This is a genomic window from Kiloniella sp. (assembly GCF_965205715.1).
GTDB lineage: Bacteria > Pseudomonadota > Alphaproteobacteria > Kiloniellales > Kiloniellaceae > Kiloniella.
Window position 1 is genome coordinate 555001 of record NZ_CBDBHW010000014.1, and the last position, 22071, is coordinate 577071.

The 22071-nt window shown below is 45.6% G+C and carries 16 protein-coding genes, 2 tRNA genes and 2 rRNA genes (1 of these 20 only partly in view); 6 read left to right on the forward strand and 14 right to left on the reverse strand.

Annotation, left to right across the window (positions count from 1 at the left end):
• The 6 genes from ACOGW3_RS19430 to ACOGW3_RS19455 form a co-directional block, all read right to left on the reverse strand.
• Positions 1–279 (reverse strand): 23S ribosomal RNA (locus ACOGW3_RS19430); it reaches 2467 nt to the left of the window's first position.
• A 196-nt stretch (positions 280–475) separates the two neighbouring features.
• A tRNA-Ala gene (locus ACOGW3_RS19435) sits at positions 476–551 on the reverse strand.
• A gap of 134 nt (positions 552–685) precedes the next feature.
• Positions 686–762: transfer RNA gene (locus ACOGW3_RS19440), tRNA-Ile, on the reverse strand.
• Positions 763–924: 162 nt separating this feature from the next.
• Positions 925–2420: ribosomal RNA gene (locus tag ACOGW3_RS19445) — 16S ribosomal RNA — on the reverse strand.
• The 16S and 23S rRNA genes sit together here with 2 tRNA genes alongside, the layout of an rRNA operon.
• 460 nt (positions 2421–2880) lie before the next feature.
• Positions 2881–3300, reverse strand: a complete 420-nt coding sequence (locus tag ACOGW3_RS19450) for a DUF1489 family protein (RefSeq protein ID WP_419904472.1) — start codon at positions 3298–3300, stop codon at positions 2881–2883.
• A gap of 167 nt (positions 3301–3467) precedes the next feature.
• Positions 3468–3767, reverse strand: a complete 300-nt coding sequence (locus tag ACOGW3_RS19455; RefSeq protein ID WP_419904473.1) for a potassium channel family protein — start codon at positions 3765–3767, stop codon at positions 3468–3470.
• Here ACOGW3_RS19455 and ACOGW3_RS19460 point away from each other — a divergent pair.
• The gene (locus ACOGW3_RS19460) at positions 3754–4986 is read left to right on the forward strand and encodes an ISL3 family transposase (RefSeq protein ID WP_419901077.1); all 1233 of its coding nucleotides are present in this window, start codon (positions 3754–3756) and stop codon (positions 4984–4986) included. The two genes, ACOGW3_RS19455 and ACOGW3_RS19460, sit on opposite strands and share 14 nt — an antisense overlap.
• 6 nt (positions 4987–4992) lie before the next feature.
• On the opposite strand, the gene ACOGW3_RS19465 is transcribed toward ACOGW3_RS19460, so the two are convergent.
• From ACOGW3_RS19465 to ACOGW3_RS19495, 7 genes are all read right to left on the reverse strand, one after another.
• Positions 4993–5751, reverse strand: coding sequence for a hypothetical protein (locus ACOGW3_RS19465; RefSeq protein WP_419904474.1), 759 nt, complete (start codon positions 5749–5751; stop codon positions 4993–4995).
• 35 nt (positions 5752–5786) lie between these two features.
• A complete protein-coding gene (locus ACOGW3_RS19470; protein ID WP_419904475.1) occupies positions 5787–6575 on the reverse strand; it encodes an enoyl-CoA hydratase-related protein in 789 nt (262 codons plus the stop codon).
• Between the two features lie 273 nt (positions 6576–6848).
• Positions 6849–7451, reverse strand: coding sequence for a 2-hydroxychromene-2-carboxylate isomerase (locus tag ACOGW3_RS19475; protein WP_419904476.1), 603 nt, complete (start codon positions 7449–7451; stop codon positions 6849–6851).
• Positions 7448–8599 (reverse strand): acyl-CoA dehydrogenase family protein, encoded by a 1152-nt coding sequence (locus ACOGW3_RS19480; RefSeq protein WP_419904477.1) that lies wholly within the window; start codon positions 8597–8599, stop codon positions 7448–7450. Before ACOGW3_RS19480 ends, ACOGW3_RS19475 begins: the two co-directional genes overlap by 4 nt.
• Positions 8600–8634: 35 nt before the next feature.
• A complete protein-coding gene (locus ACOGW3_RS19485) occupies positions 8635–9315 on the reverse strand; it encodes an SDR family oxidoreductase (RefSeq protein WP_419904478.1) in 681 nt (226 codons plus the stop codon).
• 257 nt (positions 9316–9572) lie between these two features.
• The gene (gene mgtE, locus ACOGW3_RS19490) at positions 9573–10967 is read right to left on the reverse strand and encodes a magnesium transporter (protein WP_419904479.1); all 1395 of its coding nucleotides are present in this window, start codon (positions 10965–10967) and stop codon (positions 9573–9575) included.
• Between the two features lie 97 nt (positions 10968–11064).
• Entirely contained in the window at positions 11065–13350 is a 2286-nt protein-coding gene (locus ACOGW3_RS19495; RefSeq protein WP_419904480.1) for an NADP-dependent malic enzyme, read from the reverse strand.
• A gap of 218 nt (positions 13351–13568) precedes the next feature.
• Here ACOGW3_RS19495 and lipB point away from each other — a divergent pair, with 218 nt between their 5' ends.
• A complete protein-coding gene (gene lipB, locus ACOGW3_RS19500; RefSeq protein WP_419905961.1) occupies positions 13569–14240 on the forward strand; it encodes a lipoyl(octanoyl) transferase LipB in 672 nt (223 codons plus the stop codon).
• A gap of 29 nt (positions 14241–14269) precedes the next feature.
• Here the strand turns inward: lipB and ACOGW3_RS19505 are convergent, their stop codons facing one another.
• Positions 14270–14545 (reverse strand): acylphosphatase, encoded by a 276-nt coding sequence (locus tag ACOGW3_RS19505; protein WP_419904481.1) that lies wholly within the window; start codon positions 14543–14545, stop codon positions 14270–14272.
• Positions 14546–14805: 260 nt separating this feature from the next.
• On the opposite strand from ACOGW3_RS19505, the gene ACOGW3_RS19510 reads away from it, so the two are divergent.
• From ACOGW3_RS19510 to ACOGW3_RS19525, 4 genes are all read left to right on the forward strand, one after another.
• Positions 14806–15981 (forward strand): MHYT domain-containing protein, encoded by a 1176-nt coding sequence (locus ACOGW3_RS19510; RefSeq protein WP_419904482.1) that lies wholly within the window; start codon positions 14806–14808, stop codon positions 15979–15981.
• A gap of 56 nt (positions 15982–16037) precedes the next feature.
• The gene (locus ACOGW3_RS19515; RefSeq protein WP_419904483.1) at positions 16038–16532 is read left to right on the forward strand and encodes a hypothetical protein; all 495 of its coding nucleotides are present in this window, start codon (positions 16038–16040) and stop codon (positions 16530–16532) included.
• A 257-nt stretch (positions 16533–16789) separates the two neighbouring features.
• Positions 16790–19714, forward strand: coding sequence for a Tn3 family transposase (locus ACOGW3_RS19520; protein ID WP_419903826.1), 2925 nt, complete (start codon positions 16790–16792; stop codon positions 19712–19714).
• 72 nt (positions 19715–19786) lie between these two features.
• Positions 19787–22063, forward strand: coding sequence for a YecA family protein (locus tag ACOGW3_RS19525; RefSeq protein WP_419903825.1), 2277 nt, complete (start codon positions 19787–19789; stop codon positions 22061–22063).
• Positions 22064–22071 lie beyond the last annotated feature (8 nt).

The window sequence follows — 22071 nt, forward strand, 5'->3', positions numbered from 1 at the left end:
AAAACTAGGCCACTGGCCTGGTCCGCGTTCGCTCGCCACTACTAACGGAATCTCGGTTGATGTCTTTTCCTCCGGCTACTTAGATGTTTCAGTTCGCCGGGTTTGCCTCGTTACCCTATGTATTCAGGTAACGATAACCCTAAAGGGTTGGGTCTCCCCATTCAGAAATCCACGGATCAAAGGTTGCTCTCACCTCCCCGTAGCTTATCGCAGAGTGCTACGTCTTTCATCGCCTCTATACGCCAAGGCATCCACCAGATGCTCTTAAAGCGCTTGATCGAAATCACCCTAACACACGCAGAGATAAATCAATGATTTACCGCTACACGCGCTAAAGATCAGATCGTATTCAAGACCAAATTCATACATATCAACAATGTCAAACAACAACCTGCTAGGCAGGTATTCTCTAAAAGAGAATTCTTGATCTTTCCAGATAATATAAGTCGCTAAACGAACCGTCACTTAAGGTGAGTGGTGGAGGCAGAGGGGATCGAACCCACGACCTGAAGCTTGCAAAGCTACCGCTCTCCCAACTGAGCTATGCCCCCGTTATCACGCTGCGCGTTTGTTATGCTTCGTACTCCGTACTCGCTACCTCGCATAAGCTCGGACGGCCACTTGGCCTTGCCTCACTGCGTTCGGTGCGCGCCGTACTTAAAGTACGCTACTTACCGCTGGTAAGTGGTGGGCCTGGGAAGACTTGAACTTCCGACCTCACGCTTATCAAGCGCGCGCTCTAACCAACTGAGCTACAAGCCCGAAAAACTACCGCTCTCTTTACCAATTTTCTGCGCTCAAAAAAGAACGCAGCCAACTGGCTGCTTGCGACATTATCTGGAAAGGATGCGAGAACGGCAGTTCGCCGTAGTAGCTTGGTATTTTTTAAGTAATTTCAAAAAGTTGCCTCTTCGAAATCCTTAGAAAGGAGGTGATCCAGCCGCAGGTTCCCCTACGGCTACCTTGTTACGACTTCACCCCAGTCGCTGACCCTACCGTGGTCGGCTGCCTCCTTGCGGTTAGCGCACCGGCTTCGGGTAGAACCAACTCCCATGGTGTGACGGGCGGTGTGTACAAGGCCCGGGAACGTATTCACCGTAGCATGCTGATCTACGATTACTAGCGATTCCACCTTCATGCTCTCGAGTTGCAGAGAACAATCCGAACTGAGATAACTTTTGGAGATTAGCTTCGCCTCGCGGCGTCGCTGCCCACTGTAGTTACCATTGTAGTACGTGTGTAGCCCAGCCCATAAGGGCCATGAGGACTTGACGTCATCCCCGCCTTCCTCCGGCTTATCACCGGCAGTCCCTCTAGAGTGCCCAACTAAATGCTGGCAACTAAAGGCAGGGGTTGCGCTCGTTGCGGGACTTAACCCAACATCTCACGACACGAGCTGACGACAGCCATGCAGCACCTGTATCCAATCCAGCCGAGCTGAAGGAAACCGTCTCCGGTAACCGCGATTGGTATGTCAAGGGCTGGTAAGGTTCTGCGCGTTGCTTCGAATTAAACCACATACTCCACCGCTTGTGCGGGCCCCCGTCAATTCCTTTGAGTTTTAATCTTGCGACCGTACTCCCCAGGCGGTGAACTTAATACGTTAGCTCCGTCACCAAGATGCAAGCATCCTGACGACTAGTTCACATCGTTTACGGCGTGGACTACCAGGGTATCTAATCCTGTTTGCTCCCCACGCTTTCGCGCCTCAGCGTCAGTATCGAGCCAGATAGCCGCCTTCGCCACTGGTGTTCTTCCTAATATCTACGAATTTCACCTCTACACTAGGAATTCCGCTATCCTCTCTCGATCTCTAGACTGTAAGTTATAAAGGCAGTTCCCAGGTTGAGCCCAGGCCTTTCACCTCTATCTTTGCAATCCGCCTACACGCCCTTTACGCCCAGTAATTCCGAACAACGCTCGCACCCTTCGTATTACCGCGGCTGCTGGCACGAAGTTAGCCGGTGCTTCTTCTACTGCTACTGTCATCATCCTCACAGTTGAAAGAGTTTTACAACCCTAAGGCCTTCTTCACTCACGCGGCATGGCTGGATCAGGCTTGCGCCCATTGTCCAATATTCCCCACTGCTGCCTCCCGTAGGAGTCTGGGCCGTGTCTCAGTCCCAGTGTGGCTGATCATCCTCTCAGACCAGCTATAGATCGTAGACTTGGTGAGCCATTACCTCACCAACTATCTAATCTAACGCGGGCTCATCATAGAGCAATAAATCTTTCCCCCGTAGGGCGTATGCGGTATTAGCATTCGTTTCCAAATGTTATCCCCCACTCCATGGTAGATTCCCACGCGTTACTCACCCGTGCGCCACTGTCCAGTACCCGAAAGTACCTTCTCGTTCGACTTGCATGTGTTAAGCCTGCCGCCAGCGTTCGTTCTGAGCCAGGATCAAACTCTCAAGTTGACCTGACTTCTGTCTTAAAACAGAACTCAAATTTATTTACTGACTAGGTATAGTGTAACTTATTTCGAATAAGATACATAAACTAGCTAGCTCGTTGCTAAAACCAACAAACCGCCGTTCACGCATCCTTTCCATCTGATCTACAATATCAAACAACAACTCCTTCAGAAACCGTAAGGCCTCGTGAGCAGGACGATATACAGCTAAGAAGCCGTTTCCGTCAATATTAATTTTATAATAATTTACCTGAATTAGCTTCGGTCGAGACCGTTTAGCCAAGGTCGGTTATTATAAGTTGATTTCTTAAAAGTGCAAGTACTGTTTGAACTTTTTAAAAACCGTCCCAGCGTTTCGCGTCGGTGTCTTACCGTGCTCCTCGCTGGTGAAGCCGGGTTATAAGGACATTGCCGGGGCTTGTCTATAGCAAATATCAATTAAATTGTTTTTTTTATAAACTCGGTCACAAAAGCCCCAATTTTTCGAGTTCATCCTTCATTTTTTCAGGTAAATCCTCTTCAAACGATTCGTATTCAGACAAATCATCTGGAGAATCTTCCGGCCTTAAATAACGCCAGCCTTGAAAAGGCCTGTGTTTCCGGTTTCGAACCAGAACCAGTTTAGGGTCCAGAATAAATCGTGCCATCGAACGGCCGTCCTGATCTTCGACTCTAACAATGTCTGTAACGAGTTGCCGAGCACGAACCTGCCCTTTAATCACCCAGTAGATAGAACCACCAGCGATAATCTCATCGCGTCTTTTGGGAAACATCCGGGTTTGATGGAAGATTTCGCCGTAATCAGCCTTACGTTGCGCTTGCCAGGCTTCGAGAGTTTCCGGGCTCTCCGTACCAACAGACAATTTAATTAAATGCAGGGCCATAGTTAACACACTCTCTTAAGAAACATATTTCCCGGCTTAAGACACACATACCCCGGTTCGAACAAAAAAACTTCAATCTTCATCGGTATTTTAAAGCAGAGTAAGCCTTGGAGAAGAAATTGTTACAAGTACTTTTTGCTCACACAAGAGTTTGTAGAGATTGCTCTTTACTTTCTCTCAGACGGTTTGCTTCTGGAAAAAGACATAATTTCCGAAAAACCAAAAAGAAGGAGCATGACACTTACAACAATTTGCAGGGACACTATTGCCTTTATCACATGAGATAAGGGGACGATATCCCCATAACCAACGGTACTGAGTGTAATAATGGAAAAATATAGGCTTTCAGAAAATGATAGGCTCTTCTCCGCTTTGTTGAGTAGAAAAAGATGCCGACCGCCAAGTAACCTGTTGATATGTATGGTTTCTGATAACTTTACATAGAGCAGGTATATGACAATCAACATCTCGCAGCATATTTTAGGACTCAAAGGGCAACGTGTAAATGAAATTAAACTGGATGACGGCGGTGTTAAGATTGTCATTCACTGCAGCCGAGACGCGCGTAGGAGGGCTATAGACCCTGCTACAGGCCAGAAGGGAAGCATCAACCAGCATGTCCGCCGACAAGTAAACGACATCCCCCTTTTTGGGTATCCTTGTGTGGTCGAGATTGAGCTGGCGCAGGTTTATATTAACAAGGGCGAACGCCGCATTGAGGGGTGTGATTTTGTTGATAAAGGGTGCCGTTTCACTCACCGATTTTGCCGACTGATCAGTGGATTATGTCGGCATATGTCTATTCAAGCGGTTTCCAGACATTTGGATATACGATGGGAAACGGTCAAGAATATCGACAGGGCATACCTTATTGAAACTCTCCCTACGCTTGATCCTGCAGAGCTAACTGGCTTGGAATATATTGGTGTAGATGAAGTTGCCCGGGCGAAAGGTCATGACTACATGACGGTGGTCTACGATATGGTTGGCGGTCATCTGATCTGGGTTGAAGCAGGCCGAACTGCCGAGGTTTTTTCAAGGTTTTTGAAACAACTGCAACCAGATACAGCCTGCAAAATAAAGGCCGTAGCGATGGATATGGGGCCTGCCTACCAAAAGGCTGTCAGAGAGTCCTTGCCGTTGGCCGACATAGTATTTGACCGTTTCCACGTCATGAAAAACTACAGCAAAGCTATCCATAATCAGCGTCGACTTGAGTTCAGAAAGGCCGATCCAAGTGGTAAAGAGTTGATGAAAGGGACACATTATCTGTTGCTCAAAAATGCGGATAAGTTGAGTGAAAAACAAAGTGACAAGCTGCAAAGGTTGCTGGAGAGCAATAGCAACCTGAATGCACTTTACGTCTTGAAAGAACAGCTTCAGCTGCTGTGGAGTGCCGCTTCATTTGAGGCGATGGCGGAGCAACTGGAACGTTGGTGCCTGATAGCAGATCAGTCACAGATGCTCTATCTAAAAAAGTTCGCGAAATCCCTACGGAAACATTGTGTGGGCATCTGCAACTACGCCAAACACAAGCTCACAAGCGCCAGGATAGAGGCTGGTAATGTCAGTATAGGAATGATCCGTAAGCGAGCCAGAGGCATCAAGGATACCGAATACTTCAAACTCAAAATTAGACAATCATCCATTCCAGATAATCAATCTATGCTCTATTTGAAATCCTAAATCTACTCAACAAAGCGGAGAAGTGCCAAATGATATCGCCTTGGTCTCACCCCCGATAGAAAAATGCATCGAAGAACTGTAATGATCGATAATACGATATACAAACCCGAAAACCATCACGTTCATTGAGTAGAACGTCAAAAAAGCAAAGGCGGGCATAACAAGAGATTCAATGCGAAGAAAAAATGATTCGAATAACAATCCCACATCTAAAAGAAAGGTTACCACCTGTTTACTTACAGACATCACAACCAGAGTAATCCCACCCATCGCAAGAAAAAAGAACGCTTCTTGCCAAAGTAGCGGCACAGAGCCTTCAGGAACAAAGAAAGTCGCAATACCTATTAAACTAACAGGAAGGAGCCAGCGGGCAGAACCCGCAGTTATCCCAATGTCGCTATTTTTATGCGCCAATACTATTGATTTTATGCTCTGGCGTTGAAACCAGGTTCCACCATAAAAACCAACGACTGGCATCGTATAACCTATGGCTCCAAGCTCTGGGCCGGTTGAAGGAAAATTAGTCGTCAAAAAAAAATGAAAAAGGCTGGTATAGAGAGCGAGAAAGTTGGCTATTGAAATTGAGAAAAAACGGCTGCCGGGAAAAACGCTATAGAGGTAGATTACACTAGAAGTGATAAGGAAAAGAAAAACCGTTAATTGAAGCGGATTGACAGAGCCCATAGCCAATGCAACAAGCAACAAAAAAAAGGCCGTAAAACCAGCGGCTTTCCATATACCCCGCCTGCCCCCAGTCATGTCCACTATTCTCCTTTAATTTAACTTTAAAAATTGATCTCTTAATCTGGCCATTCAGGATCTCGTTTTTCCAAAAAAGCTCTTATCCCCTCCAACCCCTCATCGCTTGCACTGATTTCAGCAATCAACTGAGCCGTTTCATTAAGCAGAGTATCATCTATTTGCCGACCAGCAACATCGGATACAAGTTGTTTTACAAGTCTCAAGGCATTCGGGCCAGCTTTGAGTAAATCCTTGATTATTCCATCGATCGTTAAGTCGATCATGTCCCCCTGAACGACCTGATGTAACAGTCCAATTTCCAGAGCGCGATCTGCAGACATTTTCTCTCCGGTAAGAAGATACCTTCGAGCTTGACGTATTCCGATTGATCTTAAAACATAGGGAGAAATAACAGCTGGTATTAATCCCATACGCACTTCAGGCATACTATAGAATGTACCAGCCATTGAGACGACAATGTCACAACAACACAAAAGACCGATCCCACCGCCATAAACATTCCCTTGAACCCGGGCAATGGTGGGGATTGTCAATCGATCCAATACGGACATAAGTTTCTTAAGTCGCTGAGCTTCAAGTATGTTGTCTTCTACTGAGTTTGCTGACATGCCTTTTAGCCACTTTAAATCAGCACCACCGCAAAAACTTGGCCCCCTAGCCGTCAAGACAAGAATTCGAACACGATGATCATCTTCAATACCGGTTAAGGCATCTATCAATTCGCCGATAAGTTCGCCATTTAAACTATTGTGAGTTTCAAGTTTGGTCAGTGTTATATAAGCAACACCATCAGCACCGGTTTCTTCGATAAAAAAAGGGGTACGCATCAAGGGCCTCTTTATCCAAGAGAGACGATTAGTCAAGCTTAACAAAATCGCCTTACTCATTCACTTATAAGAGTGAGAAGCATCGCTTTACATACTACGGTTAGCAATACAACCGAAGTGTATATTGGGTCAGGGTGATGTCCTCAAGGGAAGTAGCCATGAGATAATTGTACTCTATTTTACGAGAAAATTTTATATATTTTTTGAAACAACACTTTTTAATGATGCGTCAGAAGGTAAAAATATTCATTACAATGAACGCTTTCCAGCGCGTTACCAGCCTTTCTGCGAAAGCCATGCATCAAGAGTTGGCAACCTGTCATGGCCCCAAAAAGGCTCATCTTCCACAATAAAGAATGGGCTGCCAAAAACACCTCTTTGCTCGGCGAAAGAGACTTCGCTTCTCAGTTCTTCTTTCACGATCTCGCTTTGCAGAGCCGGGCCAATACGCCCATTATCCAATCCAAGCGCTGTAGAAAGGTCGATGATCGTTTGCGGATCGGAAATATCCAATCTCATTTGATAGCCTGCTTTGAATATGTTTTTTGCAAAGCTTTTTGCGAGATCTGGGTCCTGACGTCTAATCCAATAATAAGCCCGACATGCAGCAAGAGCGGCAAAGGGAAAGTTTACCGGGAGCGCAAACGGCAAGCGTTTCAATCTGGCTGTTCGCTCCAGATCGTGTTGAGCGTATTCGCCTTTTAGCGGAGTTTGAAGAAGAGGTTTTGCGCCAGTTTTTTTAAATATTGCTCCGAGGAGGATTGGCCGCCAATTGACAGATAAATCATGCTTCTCACCAAGTTTATCTATTTCCATTGCTGCGAAATAAGCGTAGGGACTGGAGAAATCAAAATAGAAATCAATAGCACGGTTCATACGTCATCCTCCTGAAGTATTTGTCGACTGATCACAAGGCGCTGAATGTCCGATGTTCCTTCGTATATTTGGCATACACGTACATCCCGATAAATTCGCTCGACCCCATAATCGCGAAGGTAGCCGTACCCCCCGTGTATTTGAATGGCATCAGAACACACTTTCTCGGCCATTTCAGAGGCGAATAACTTTGCCATTGATGCCTCTTTAAGACAGGGAAGTCCCGCATCACGAACTCTTGCTGCCTCTATAACCATCAACTCTGCGGCCTGCAATGATGTAGCCATATCTGCCAGCCTAAATGCGACGGCCTGATGTTGGGCGATTTCTTTCCCGAACGTCTTTCTTTCCTTGGCGTATTTTTTGGCTGCCATATAGGCGGAACGTGCCATTCCGATAGATTGTGAAGCAATACCCAGCCGCCCCCCTTCTAGATTTGAAAGAGCAATTTTGTACCCTTCGCCCTCTTCTCCTAGCCGGTTTTCGATGGGAATTAAACAGTCTTCAAAAACGAGATGGGCCGTATCTGATGCGTGTTGTCCGAGCTTTTCCTCAATATTTGCACAGATAAATCCAGGGGTATTTTTGGATACCAAAAAGGCTGAGATGCCCTTTTTGCCAGCCTCAGGATCAGTAACGGCAAAAATCAAAGCAACATCAGCATTTTTGCCTGTGGAAATAAACTGTTTACTGCCGTTTATAACATACCCCTTGTCCGAACGCTCAGCTCTGGTCGTAAGGGCAGCGGCATCAGAACCTGCCCCCGGTTCGGTCAAACCAAAACATCCCAGAATTTCACCTCGGGCAAGTGGTCCCAAAAAGGTTTTCTTTTGGAATTCGTTACCATAATTTTGTATCGGAGAGCAGACCAATGAGTTTTGAACCGACATCACGGTGGAACAAGATCCATCTCCCGCAGCGATTTCTATCAGAGCAAGAACATATGAAACATGATCAGTACCAGCCCCCCCAAGTTCTGGTGGAACCAGCATCCCCATAAAACCAAGTTCCCCTAGACCGGCGATGGCGTCTTTGGGGAACTCAGAATTTTTATCCCACTTAGCAGCAAAAGGGGCCATATTTTCTTGGGAAAACGCTCGTGCAGTATCACGAATAAGGATGTGTTCTTCACTTAAACCTGATGGCATCTGCGTCCCCACTTAAATAAATTCGATAATCTTTTTTACCAAGGTATTACTGACCCGTCAAAATTGAAAAACTGGCCAGTATCTTCCTCTGTCACTCTACCAATTAGTTTTCTTAATCCAGAGACGGATTTTGCAATTGATACCGGAGCGGTTTCTCCACCCATATCTGTTTGAACGTGGCCAGGGTGAACGGAGATAACGGTTATACCTTTATCTTTCAAATCGATTGAAAGGCTTTTTGTGACAACGTTCAGTGCGGCTTTGGAAGAGCGGTATACATATTGACCGCCAGTTTCATTGGCGCCCATGGACCCCATTTTACTTGAAAGATTGACGATCAGCTTACGGTCACTGGAAGCGATATGCTCAACGAAGTTCTCGACCATTCTTAGAGGCCCCATCGTATTAATCTGAAAGGTATAAGCCCAATCATCATAATCGATTTCACCAAACTCCAGCCGAGGACCAAAATACCCCGCGTTGTTAATCAGAATATCGATCGGTTCGTCAATTACTTCACGTGCAAGTCCTGCAACCCTCAAACCGTCAGAAACATCAAGCTTGTGGAGAACAATATCCCCTTCTATCGCTTTTAATTCCTTGGCCTTATCTGGTTGTCTGCAGCAAGCATAAACTTTCCAGCCATCCACTGCGAAAGATTGGGCAAACGCCAAACCGATACCTTTGTTCGCACCTGTTATTAAGACACTCGGCACACGGCCACTCCATCTTCTGTTAACCCTGTGGATATATAATACCCATAAGCGCACCTTACGCTTTTCACCTTAGCAGTCAACAAAGACACGCTAAATCAAACTGCGAAATTAGCCCCGTTTTTATTATAATCTATCACAGGAAAGAAAACTCATCCCCATAGGTAGAATACGTTAGTCAGATGCAAGTATTTGTTTTATTTTGAAATTTCACATTGAAAAAACAAAAGAATTTATACTGCAGAGCCCCCAACACAAGATTATAAAAGAAAAAGTGCCGCCAGTCCGAGGAAGGCAAAAAATCCTATTACATCTGTAACAGTGGTTAGAAACACACTAGATGCTACCGCAGGATCGATATCAAATCGTTCAAGTCCCAAAGGTATAAGGGTGCCACATAGTCCAGCGATAATCATGTTGATAATCATCGCGGCACCGATAACAAGTGCCAAGGCCATCTCATCAAACCAAAGCCAGGCAACCCCGCCAGTTAATAAAGCAAATAGTACGCCGTTTATCACACCGATGATGAGTTCTTTTCCAACAAACCGCGCAGCATTTGCCTCTGACAGATCATTCATTGCAAGGGAACGAACGGCAACCGTAAGGGTTTGTGTTCCAGCATTGCCCCCCATTGAAGCGACAATCGGCATAAGAACAGCCAATGCCACAACCTTTTCAATCGTTGCATCAAACAATCTGATCACTAAAGACGCCAGGACAGCAGTCAGCAGATTAACACCGAGCCAGGTAAATCTTGCAATCGTTGTATCGGCGACATCTTCATAAAGGTCGGGTTCAGTAACACCACCCATTTTCATGAGATCATCCCCGGCTTCTTCATCAATAACATCAACCACGTCGTCAACAGTAATCACCCCAACGAGACGTCCGCTTTCTTCCACAACAGGCGCAGATATTAAGCTATACTGACGGAACATATGGGCGACATCTTCCTGGTCCAGGTCGAGAGGAATAATACGCATATCCTCGTCCATGATTTCATCCAACCGAACATGTCGCCGGGATCGCATCAAGCGACTTGCTGGGATAAATCCAACCGGATGATGCCTTGGATCAACCACAAAAATATCATAAAAATCTTCAGGTAAATTCTCGCTTACCCGCATGTAATCAATAGTTTCACCTACAGTCCAGACCGAAGGTACCGCAACAATCTCTCGCTGCATCAAGCGACCAGCGGAATCTTCAGGGTATCTCAGGCTCTCTTCTATAACCCGTCTGTAGGCTTGGGGTAACGCTGCTAAAATGTGGATACGCAGGTCTTCATCTAAGTCCTCGATGAGTTCAACGGCGTCATCACTATCAAGGGAGGGAACCAGTTTGGCAATGCCGTCAGGTCCAAGCCATTCAACAATTTCTTCCCGAACAGTTTCATCAAGATAGGGTAAAATTTCGGGATCGAAGCCAGCCCCCATAACCTCCATCAAACGGTAACGTTCTTCCCGCCCCAGAGTTTCAAGAAGATCGGCGGTATCAGCTTCATGAAGACTTTCGACAAGATCTTCAACTTCAGCATCACGACTTTCCTCAAGAGCGTCTTCAACAGCATGAATAAGATCGGCTGAAACCCCGAAGTTCTCATCATCCGAGAGATTTTGCAGGTCGTTTCCACCCTTAAGATCTTCCGACATCCCGCCTCCTACCGCTTGCTGTTCGCGCCACTATTAAACGAGAAAGGTTACAGTTCACCGCTGTAACCTTTCTCTGGGCTTTTTATATGTTAGACGGTTACTTTTTAGCCCGTCTTTCTCTGTTCTGTGCATCAACTACCGCAATAGCAGTCATATTTACAACCCCCCTTCCGGTGACTGAAGGCGTAAGAATATGAGCAGGCTGTGCAGCACCAACTAAAATGGGGCCAACAGCGAGGCCATCTTCGACGGTTTTCATAAGATTTAGCGCGATATTTGCTGAATCCAGATTGGGGAAGATCAAAAGATTTGCCGGACCAGTTAAATTGGAATTCGGGAAAACCCGCTTTCTCAACTCTGGATCCAATGCAGCATCTGCATGCATTTCACCATCTACTTCGAGGTCTGGTGCCAGCTCTTCGAGAGCAGCTAAAGCTTTTCGAACTTTGCAAGCGGACTCGCTATCCGAACTTCCGAAGTTGGAATGGGACAACAGAGCAACACGCGGTTTAAGACCAAAACGACTTACATGTTTTGCCGCCAGAACCGTTGTCTCAGCAAGATGTTGCGACGTTGGCTCTTCTGTCACATAGGTATCAGCCATGAAATAGGTGCCACTTGGCATCAACATCAGACTTAGGGAAGAAAAGTCTGAAACCCCTTCCTGAAGCCCGATAACACCGCGAACATGTTTCAGATGACGATGATATCCCCCGGTTAATCCGCAAATCATCGCATCGGCATCCCCCCGATAAACGGCAAGAGCGGCAATAACGGTGTTTCGGGTCCGAACAATAACCTTGGCCGTGTCAGGAGAAATGCCGCTTCGTTCCATACGTTTGTGGTACGTGGTCCAATAATCGTTATATCGGGAATCATCTTGAGGGTTAATTACCTCGAAATCCTTCCCAACAGTAAGTTTAATTCCGACCTTATCCATACGATTTTGCACAACGTCTGGGCGGCCAACAACGATTGGAACAGCTGTTTTTTCATCCAAAACGATTTGGACGGCACGTAAAACACGCTCATCTTCACCTTCTGCATAAATAATCCGCTTCGGATCCTTTTTAGCGCGCTCAAAAAGCGGCTTCATCACCAAACCAGATCGATAGACAAAACGTTTCAGTTTTTCGCAATAAGCATCGAAATCTGTAATAGGTCGGCTGGCCACTCCCGTTTCCATCGCCGTTTTTGCAACAGCGGGTGCAATCACAGAAATCAAACGAGGATCAAAAGGACTTGGAATGATATATTCCGGCCCAAAGTTCTTAGCTTCACCGCCCATGGCCTTGATCACGATTTCATCCTGCTCAGCCATTGCCAGATCAGCAATAGCTTTTACGCACGCGACCTTCATCTCTTCGTTGATAGCCGTAGCTCCAACATCCAAAGCGCCTCTGAAAATATACGGAAAGCAAAGAACATTATTTACCTGGTTGGGATAGTCAGACCGTCCCGTAGCCATAATCGCATCATCACGGATGGCTTTTACTTCTTCAGGCATGATTTCTGGCGTTGGGTTTGCCAAAGCCATAATTATTGGGTCTTTAGCCATCCGTTTAACGTAGTCTGGCTTAAGGACACCAGGCGCGGAAAGACCAAGGAATATATCTGCACCACCAATTACATCTGAAAGGGTTCGTGCATCTGTATCTTGTGCAAAGACAGACTTCCAACGGTCCATTAATTTTTCACGGCCTTCGTATACGACGCCTTCAATATCTGTGACCCAGATATTCTTGCGATCGATCCCGAGAGAAACCAGAAGGTTAAGGCAAGCAAGTGCGGCTGCGCCTGCGCCCGAAGCAACAACTTTAACGTCTTTTTTGTTCTTTTTGACGAGACGTAAGGCATTATAAATAGCAGCAGCAACAATAATGGCTGTACCGTGCTGATCATCGTGGAAAACAGGAATGTTCATTTTCTCACGGAGAGCATCTTCCACAATAAAGCATTCTGGTGCTTTAATGTCTTCCAGATTGATCCCACCAAATGTCGGCTCCAGAGCAGAAATAACATTTATCAGACGGTCTGGATCTGTCTCATCAATTTCAATGTCAAAGACATCAATACCTGCGAATTTTTTGAAAAGGACAGCCTTTCCTTCCATAACCGGTTTTGAAGCAAGGGGACCAATTGCTCCTAAGCCAAGAACGGCTGTACCATTGGTTATTACGCCAACAAGGTTTGCGCGTGAAGTCACAGTAGCGGCTTCCGCCGGATCTTCAACGATCACTTCACAAGCTGCGGCGACACCTGGAGAATATGCTAATGCCAGGTCGCGCTGGTTACCAAGTGGTTTAGTGGCTGATATTTCTAACTTTCCTGGTGTGGGATGACGGTGGTAAAAGAGGGCAGCGTCGCGTAGGTCTTGCGTCATAAAGTTTATTGCTCCTTAGGGCAGTCGATGCCTTATATATAGCTGGGGGAACGGCTCGTTCCTGCCAAAGACGGTCTTGACAGAGTGGCGCGGAAAAGCGACACCCTGACGCGATTAAAACATAGCAGTCGGCGCTGTGCCATAGACAGGATGTGTAAAAAGTGAAAAATTCCCGAATTTCTTCCAAAGACGGACAAGTATTATCTAAAGATGAAGTCATAACTTCCATAGATGAACTTGGAATCGAGTGGAGAATCTCTGAAAATCAGGTTGATTACCCTGACGCTCTAAGCTTTATGGAAAACCGCGCCAACGAAATTTTCTCGAAACAATCCCCGCAAGCCATCTGGTTATTAGAACACCCTCCCCTCTACACCGCGGGAACATCTGCTCACATTGAAGACCTGGTGGATCCCGATCGCTTTCCGGTCTATGACGCCGGGCGGGGTGGCCAATACACCTATCATGGGCCTGGCCAACGTGTGGCCTACGCAATGTTGGACTTGAGCCTCTATAATAAGGATGTGAGAAAATACGTCTTTAATCTCGAAGAATGGATTATTCGAACCCTTGCAAAATTCAATGTTAACGGAGAACGCAGAGAAGGTCGTGTTGGCATCTGGATTAATCGCGGCAATGGCCGGGAAGATAAAATAGCGGCTATCGGTGTACGGGTCAGGAAATGGGTATCATTTCATGGCATCGCCATCAATATGGACCCTGATTTATCCAATTTTGAAGGTATCGTTCCCTGCGGCATCAATGAACACGGGGTCACCTCCCTCGTCGACCTTGGCTTATGCGTCTCAATGGAGGATTTGGATGTTGCCATGAAAGAGGCTTTTTATGAAGTTTTCGTACCAGAGCAAAATACAGAACAAGAGAATTAAATCTGGTTTAAACCTGAAGGTAATAAAAATTAACGTATCTGGATAAACAGGTTTTCATCCTCTAGGTCCGATGTATCCACAAAGGTTTCTATGGCTTCAACCTTTGCCAATTCGGGCCCGTGCCAGCAGGCTTCCACCATCACCTCAACGTCAGCTTCTTCGCCACGAATAACAGCTTCCACCTGGCCGGAACCCAGATTTCGCACCCAGCCTTGCACCCCGATAGCCTTTGCCTTATCGACGGTCCAGCCCCGATACCAAACGCCCTGTACCCGACCCGTGATTAATACTCTGATTTGTTTCATGGTATATAACTCAATGCCAAAGAATTCATCCCTAAACTTAACATAACACATCTAATTTTACATCACTTGGTTCAGCATCTATTTGCTTTATATGAAATTTTTTATTTAGCCAGCAAACCGAGAACCGATTTAAAGTTTCAATTAAGTCGACTGCTTGAATTTCGTCTCTGGCCGTTATAGGCTGAAAAGAAAAATCGACTTTCATCACAAAAAATCAATAAGATAAAAGCCGAAACAGGACGAATACCGGGGAGAGAAACATGCCGTTAGAGGTGGCCTATTCACCACTTCTTATTGTGGGGTCATTGGCAGTCGCTATTATGGGGGCTTTCACAGCCCTACGCCTGACCTCAAACCTGCGCCACCTTGATGCATCTAAACGCAAAACCCGTGTCACTCAAGGCGCACTGGCCTTGGGTACAGGCATCTGGTCCATGCACTTCACCGGAATGCTCGCTGTAGAGCTCCCCATCACGATCAGTTATGACCCCCTAAGAACTTTGGCATCGGCCTTAATTGCGGTGCTCGTTGTCGGTGTTGCTCTTCTCTCGCTACATTTTGGTGTTCGGACAAAAACTAGAATTGCCATAGCTGGAACTCTCACGGGGTTAGGTATTGTCGGGATGCATTATCTCGGCATGAGTGCTTTATCTGCTAATTGCGTGGTGACCTACAGTCCTATAGGCATTGTCATGGCTATTGCCATTGGCATCGCCTCTTCCATTGCAGCAATAGAGCTCGCCTATGGTAATCGCTCGCTGCTCAGTATATCTGCAGGGTCTGTTGTCCTCGGACTGGCGATATCGGCAATGCATTATTCGGCCATGTATTTCACTGCGTTTAGTCTTGGCGCAGAGTTGACGCCCACTGCTCCATCCTTTCTTGATAATGATCGTCTCGCTCTCGTCGTCGTTCTCTCCTCTTTTGTTCTATCAGGACTTTTCCTGCTGATGGCAGTTCCCGGAGACGCAAAGGGGGATATAAAAAAGGCTGACGGACAAGATGTCACTCAACAAAACATAGAAGAGACGCTTGCAAACACTGAGGCACTAAATAACACAACAGTGCATGAAACGAAGGGGACGGACACTGAAATCAAGATCCCTTATGAGCAAAATAAGATCCAGAGGCTTCTTTCTGCAGAAGATATTCACGTCGTAAAAGCGGATGGCCATTACACCCAGATCAATGACGGCGGTGAAGATCTCTTTTGTCCTTGGTCGATTTCCCGCTTGGAAAAGCAACTTAACCCAGATGATTTTGTCCGTACTCATCGCAGCTTTATCGTCAATAAGAGCCAGATCACAGGTTTTCGCAGAGATGGTGATAAAGCCTTTTGTATCGTGGGCAATGGGGCTGGAAATAGTAACGGCACAGAAATACCGGTAAGCCGATCCCGCATTACTGAACTACGTAAGCTGCTACAGTTGAATTAGATCACCAAATACTTATTGAGTTCTCTTAAAAAACGCTCTCTGACGGAGTTTTCGGTATGACAATAGACTTTGTACCACCTGATTTTGATGTCCCCACTTCCTATACTTCCGATCACTTTTACCTCGGCATTCTCGACCCAAGTGTTGTGGAGTTGGACTATGATGCCGTTATGTCGAGTAAGGTAAACTTGCGACAAATTTTTTCTGAGAACCATGAATGGCCTCGCGATACCATGACTTTAGAAGATAATAATGGTGACCTTTTAAAGCACAGGGAAGAATTCGATCTGCGAAAAGCATTTGCATACACGGTCTTAACAACTGACAAAACAAAATGCATTGGCTGCTTGTATATTGACCCGAGCAGAGTGAGTGATTTTGACAGTGAAGTTTATTTTTGGATAAGGGACGATAGTCTTCATATTGAGACTGAATTTTATACTAATATCCAGAACTGGTTGGAAGAAGCTTGGCCTTTCAAGAAAATTGCTTGGCCGGGACGGCAAATCAGTTGGCAACAATGGGGATCACCTGTAGGGATTGCTCTTTAGAGGACAGATCCTAAGAAAGGTTCAATTTATCAGAATTGAACACCTCCCGCTTATAGGTATTTCTGTTGAATAATATTTCCCCAAAACTAATCGCATTTCGTGCTGAATAAACGCCATTCGTGCACCAAGACCTAATGACATCATAGCTGCCCAAATACGACATCTCAACGAACATAAAGAGAACAAATAGCCTGCATACGGTATAAACATTGATCATTATACTTCATCTTTTTTCATTTCAGACAAGGGATGTTGGTATGGCACACGACTGGACCGAAGCAGATGTGGGAACTCAATGGAGCTTAGGATATGACGACTTAACCCGGATCGAGGGTAAATCGTCAGGTTTCAGACTTGGTTTTGCGGCACAATTAAAGTTTTATAGTCTTGTAGGCCGTTTTCCAAAAACATGGAAAGAAATCCCTGAATTTGCACTGCCTTTCCTTGCCGACCAAGTTGGTCGGGAGGTTACTGACGTTGATTTATATGAATTTTCCAGCCGCAACAGCCAACGTCATCGTTTGGAAATTTTATCTCTCCTCAATGTGCGAAAGATGAAAGCTGATGATCGTAGGAATTTACAACTATGGTTGACCCATGAGCTTTGCTCCACCTGTACGTTAACAGGAGAGATGTTGGATCACCTGTATTTATGGTGCCTAGAACGACAACTACAGGGACCAGCTCTTAAAGAGGCCACTCGGTTGGTTAGAACGGCACGGCAACAATATGAGGATGATCTCTTGGCTCGTATTGTTATGAGGCTCGGGTATGAGACTATATGCCGCCTTGAAAATTCTCTTGACCCAACTCCACCTTCCTATGGGTTTTCGGATTTCAAAGAAGAGCCCGGGCGTGTAGCGCTCGAGAGTGTGCTTAAGGTCTCTGGACGATTGTCTTTTATACGCTCACTTGCCCTGCCACGCTCAATGATATCCAAAATTGGGCCTTACTGGCGGGAGAAATACAGGCGTCGGGTGGCACAGGAAGCCGCATGGGAAATGCGCCGGCACACAATAAACCGCCGACTTGGAATGTATGTGATTTTCTTGATTGAACGCGAAGCTGAGCTGGCGGATGGCCTAACCGATCTCTTGCTGGAAACGACTCATAAAATATCAAAAAAGGCTGAAAGCACAATTATTGCTGAAGTTTCCCGGAATGCCTCCAAGATACATGGTAAGGAAAAACTTCTTGTCGACATGGCCTTTGCTGCCCTTAGAAACCCGGACGGAGTAATTAGGGACGTTATTTTTCCGGTTGCAGGGGAAGAGAAGCTTGCTGCAATAATTAAAGGCCATAAGACGCGAGGAACATGGAACCAGCTTGTATTTCAGGTCATGAGAAGTTCCTACGCTCATCATTATCGTCCAATGTTACCTGATACTCTCAAGGTCCTGGATTTTAAATCTAACAACGTCATACATCGCCCAGTACTTAAGGCTCTTGCCTGGATTGAGAGTATGAAAAACGATACCCGCCGAATTGTCCGTCTGAAAGATGGTATCCCAATCGACGGGGTGATCGCACCGAAATGGTATAATTGCGTTGTTGAAGCCGACAGTTCGGGTTGTCTCCGAATAAATAGGATAAATTACGAACTTTGTGTTCTGCTTGCTCTACGGGACCGGATACGTTGCAAGGAAATTTGGGTTGTTGGCTCTGATCGTTATCGTAATCCGGACGATGATTTGCCTAAAGATTTTGATACTAAACGCAAGACTTACTATGAGGATCTTGGCCTTAGCCAGGATGCAAAGACCTTCACTGCAGGTATACGGGCTGAACTTGAAGCCGAATTGCTATTACTGAACAATGAACTCCCGAATAACAACCTTGTCCGGATCAAGGAGCGTGGTAAAAATAGTATATCCATTTCGCCCTATATTCCTTTACCTGAACCAACAGGATTGGCATCAGTCAAAACCGAGATCGAACGCAGATGGCCGATGACAGGGTTATTGGATCTTCTTAAAGAAAGCGCCCTTGATACTGGGTTTCTCAGTGCTTTCCAAACTTCAGGGGACAGGGTAGTTCTGGACGAAGAAACCCTCCAGCAAAGACTCCTGTTGTGTCTTTATGGTCTGGGGACGAATGCGGGACTAAAACGTATAAGTGCTGGATCTCCAGGTGTATCCTATAAAGAACTTCTTCATGTCCGGCGTAAATTCATCCACCGGGGAGCTCTCCAGGAAGCAATCAGGCAAATTGTCAATGCGACGCTTGCTATTCGTGACCCATCTATCTGGGGAGAAGTTGGCACGGCTTGCGCCTCAGATTCCAAGAAATTTGGCGCCTGGGACCGTAACCTTATGACGGAATGGCATGTCCGGTATAAGGGGCGTGGCGTCATGATTTACTGGCATGTGGCCAAGCGTTCTACCTGTATTTTTTCTCAATTGAAACGATGTTCTTCATCTGAAGTAGCTTCCATGATTGAGGGAGTGTTACGCCATTGTACTGATATGGATATTCAACGACAGTATGTAGATAGTCATGGCCAGAGCGAAGTGGCTTTTGCCTTTTGTCGTATGCTCAGTTTCGAACTGGCTCCAAGATTGAAGGCGATTGCACGTCAAAAACTATGTCTACCGTCATCAGACTTCAAAGGCCGGTTGCAAAATCTTACTCCTATCCTGAGCTCTGTCATTGACTGGGATCTGATTGAACGACAATACGATGAAATGGTTAAGTATACTGCAGCGCTGAAACATCGAACGGCAGATCCTGAAGCTATTCTACGTCGTTTTTCTCGTGGAGAAACTATGCATCCGACGTACAAGGGATTGGCGGAATTGGGGAGAGCAATCAAAACCATTTTCCTATGCAAGTATCTACGTTTGGAATCCCTGCGTCGGGAAATCCATGAGGGCCTGAATGTGGTGGAAAACTGGAATAGTGCCAACGGCTTTGTATTTTTTGGTAATGGCGGTGAGATTGCGACAAACCGTATCGATGATCAGGAGATATCCGTTTTGGCGCTACATCTTCTGCAGAGCTGTCTTGTTTACGTAAATACCAGGATGTTACAAACTGTATTATCAGAACAGGCATGGGCCGCGCGGATGACACTGGAAGATTTTCGGGGTCTTAATCCTGCTATTTACGGCCATATCAACCCGTATGGCTTCTTTGATGTCAATCTGCTGAAACGAATTGATTATCAGAGATTGGCTGCCTAAAATCAGGGGGCTAAATTTCTCTAATCGATTTTGAGTAACAAGCGGGCTGATCCAGGAACAAAGGAAGATCTTGTGTCCAAAAAACTGTTAAATACCTGTCTCGACTTTATTCAAACGTATGGTTTTGATTCGAGTGTATTTTATGAATATTTTTTATCCGTAAAATCGGACCTGTTAAGTGATGACAAGATAGCAAAAACTTTGATTCTAGGCATATCTAAAGAGGGAAAATCCGAAGAAACGAGGTTCAGTGATTTATTCACCCGCCTTCTAGATGAAGCCCGGATGGACGTTGAGAATGATGGTCTTTACGGTAAAACTTTCCTGGAAAGCTCTGAGGTCGCTCTTAAGTCCCTGCAGGCAAAAAAGAGCTTTGAGTATCACACTCATATGAACTTGGTCGAATGTTATGGAAGGGCAAGCCTAAAAGTACCTGAAGTCCTGATTTTTGATTTAAATTCGGACTTTGATACACCTGAATTTCCAACTCCATTGCCCGCCGACCTGGAACAGATGTTGACCTCTCTCCAGGAAGAGGGTGGGACATCGTATGATTTCTATCTTGCTTTGAATAATGCCTCCTCGGCTTTCCCGAGCGATGCACAAGCTGGGTTTGCCCGTTATGTTTCAACAATGGAAAATCCTGCATTTGAACGACTAGCATTGTATTGGTTGCTGGACCGAACACCTTTAATACGTGAATCTGCGGCTATGGGGTTGGCTGACAACGCGGCATTAGCCAAACTTCATCCCGAAACTCTTCAATATATGCCTATGCTACGCAGTTGGATGGGTTCTGGCCGGGCGCGGAATATAATAGATAACGCATTAAAAAATGCACGGCGCAAAGAAATTTCAGGGGCTATTGAAAATCAGGTTGCTATACAAATCCATGAGAGGAGGGCCAGTGTCGTTGACGGGGTAGGATCGCAAAGCCTTTCTATTCTGGCACAGAACGGACAAAACGTGACAGTTTCCATGTTACTTACAAAAATGGGGCATGGAATTAAAGATGCATTTGTCATTCCCTGCGACAGTCTCAAAGAAGCTCATGGAATTTTGGAGAAAGTAAGTTCGCACTCTCCAGGCTTTCTAATAGACCAACAAACACTTGAATTAATTTTACAGTCAGCATTGGCAGATGGGCTTGAACATAAGGCCCTACCAGCACCTGGCTTATTGGACGTTGTGGAACAGTGCGGACTTTTCTCTTTAAAACCTCAAGCCACATCAGTACAGGCATGGATGGAATATGTAGACCCACAAGGTGAAATAAGTGACGCGTCTCCGCAAAAACGGGGTCGCCTGGTTAATGGCGAAGACACCTGGCACAGACTCTTTCCTTTGACTGATTGCTGGTTTGAAGACAATGAAACCACCAGAGCTATTGTCTCATCAACCGGTTCAGAGCGCACAATTGAAACCAAACTCTGGAAATATCTGGAAACACGCCGGGAAATCTGGGCGCAACGAATGTTACAAACCGCAGCAATGCTGAAAGACGATCAACAAAATCCTGACTGGAAATGTTTGGCTGCCGCTGCATTCCAACTCATCAATCAGAAGGCTCTCCGTAAAATTCCTGTAATGCGAGAGATCCTCTACACAACAATTGATGCTGCAGAAGAAAAATTGCTTCAGCAACCGAGATCAACATTGTTGTATCACGATGACGATAGTCCAGAACTGTATAGCCCCTTAGGGGATGCTTTAGTGAATAATTTATCCTTTATTACAGATGGTGAATATTCCGACCAAGATGCTTCCACAATTTCAGACTGGTTTGATGTCGCGTTTGACGAGTTCGAAAAAGACCTGTTATTTGAGGAGCTTAATGACTGTGAGAAACAAAATGGATATTTCATGATCAGCTGTTTCTACGATTTTTGTTATGGTTACCATTTGGCAGGACCTGCAGATATCGATGAATATATAATAGATGACGTGTGTTTGGATATCATGCCGCGGAAAGTATCGGCGAGTGCTGAAATGTTTGCAACTTTCGCTCCGACGATAACTCGGTTTTTTACATGGAGCGAACAGCAAGGTTTTTTATCAAAGACAAAAGCTTTGCAAAAACATATTGCAAAAATTTCTCCAAAAATGATTAAGAAATCTGAAGATCCTGGAAACTGGGGAATGGCGAAATCCATGGTGTTTGGAAATTCCCCAGATGGTGAGCTAACCGAAGGTGATTTACTTGAACACCTTACAAATATGATCCCTCATGATCCTGACCTTTTCGCTGAAGACACCATCCCGCTTGAGAGAACAAGTCCTAAAGTTGGACGCAATGACCCTTGCCCATGCGGTAGTGGCAAGAAATACAAAAAATGCTGTTTGAACTGAGCAGATTT

Excerpts from the sequence above, each read along its gene's own strand:
- ACOGW3_RS19505 (WP_419904481.1), bottom strand. The coding sequence starts at position 14,545 with ATGAAACAAATCAGAGTATTAATCACGGGTCGGGTACAGGGCGTTTGG.
- ACOGW3_RS19520 (WP_419903826.1), top strand. The coding sequence starts at position 16,790 with ATGGCACACGACTGGACCGAAGCAGATGTGGGAACTCAATGGAGCTTA.
- ACOGW3_RS19515 (WP_419904483.1), top strand. The coding sequence starts at position 16,038 with ATGACAATAGACTTTGTACCACCTGATTTTGATGTCCCCACTTCCTAT.
- ACOGW3_RS19475 (WP_419904476.1), bottom strand. The coding sequence starts at position 7,451 with ATGAACCGTGCTATTGATTTCTATTTTGATTTCTCCAGTCCCTACGCT.
- ACOGW3_RS19460 (WP_419901077.1), top strand. The coding sequence starts at position 3,754 with ATGACAATCAACATCTCGCAGCATATTTTAGGACTCAAAGGGCAACGT.
- ACOGW3_RS19470 (WP_419904475.1), bottom strand. The coding sequence starts at position 6,575 with ATGCGTACCCCTTTTTTTATCGAAGAAACCGGTGCTGATGGTGTTGCT.
- ACOGW3_RS19480 (WP_419904477.1), bottom strand. The coding sequence starts at position 8,599 with ATGCCATCAGGTTTAAGTGAAGAACACATCCTTATTCGTGATACTGCA.
- mgtE (WP_419904479.1), bottom strand. The coding sequence starts at position 10,967 with ATGTCGGAAGATCTTAAGGGTGGAAACGACCTGCAAAATCTCTCGGAT.
- ACOGW3_RS19455 (WP_419904473.1), bottom strand. The coding sequence starts at position 3,767 with ATGTTGATTGTCATATACCTGCTCTATGTAAAGTTATCAGAAACCATA.
- ACOGW3_RS19495 (WP_419904480.1), bottom strand. The coding sequence starts at position 13,350 with ATGACGCAAGACCTACGCGACGCTGCCCTCTTTTACCACCGTCATCCC.
- ACOGW3_RS19450 (WP_419904472.1), bottom strand. The coding sequence starts at position 3,300 with ATGGCCCTGCATTTAATTAAATTGTCTGTTGGTACGGAGAGCCCGGAA.
- ACOGW3_RS19510 (WP_419904482.1), top strand. The coding sequence starts at position 14,806 with ATGCCGTTAGAGGTGGCCTATTCACCACTTCTTATTGTGGGGTCATTG.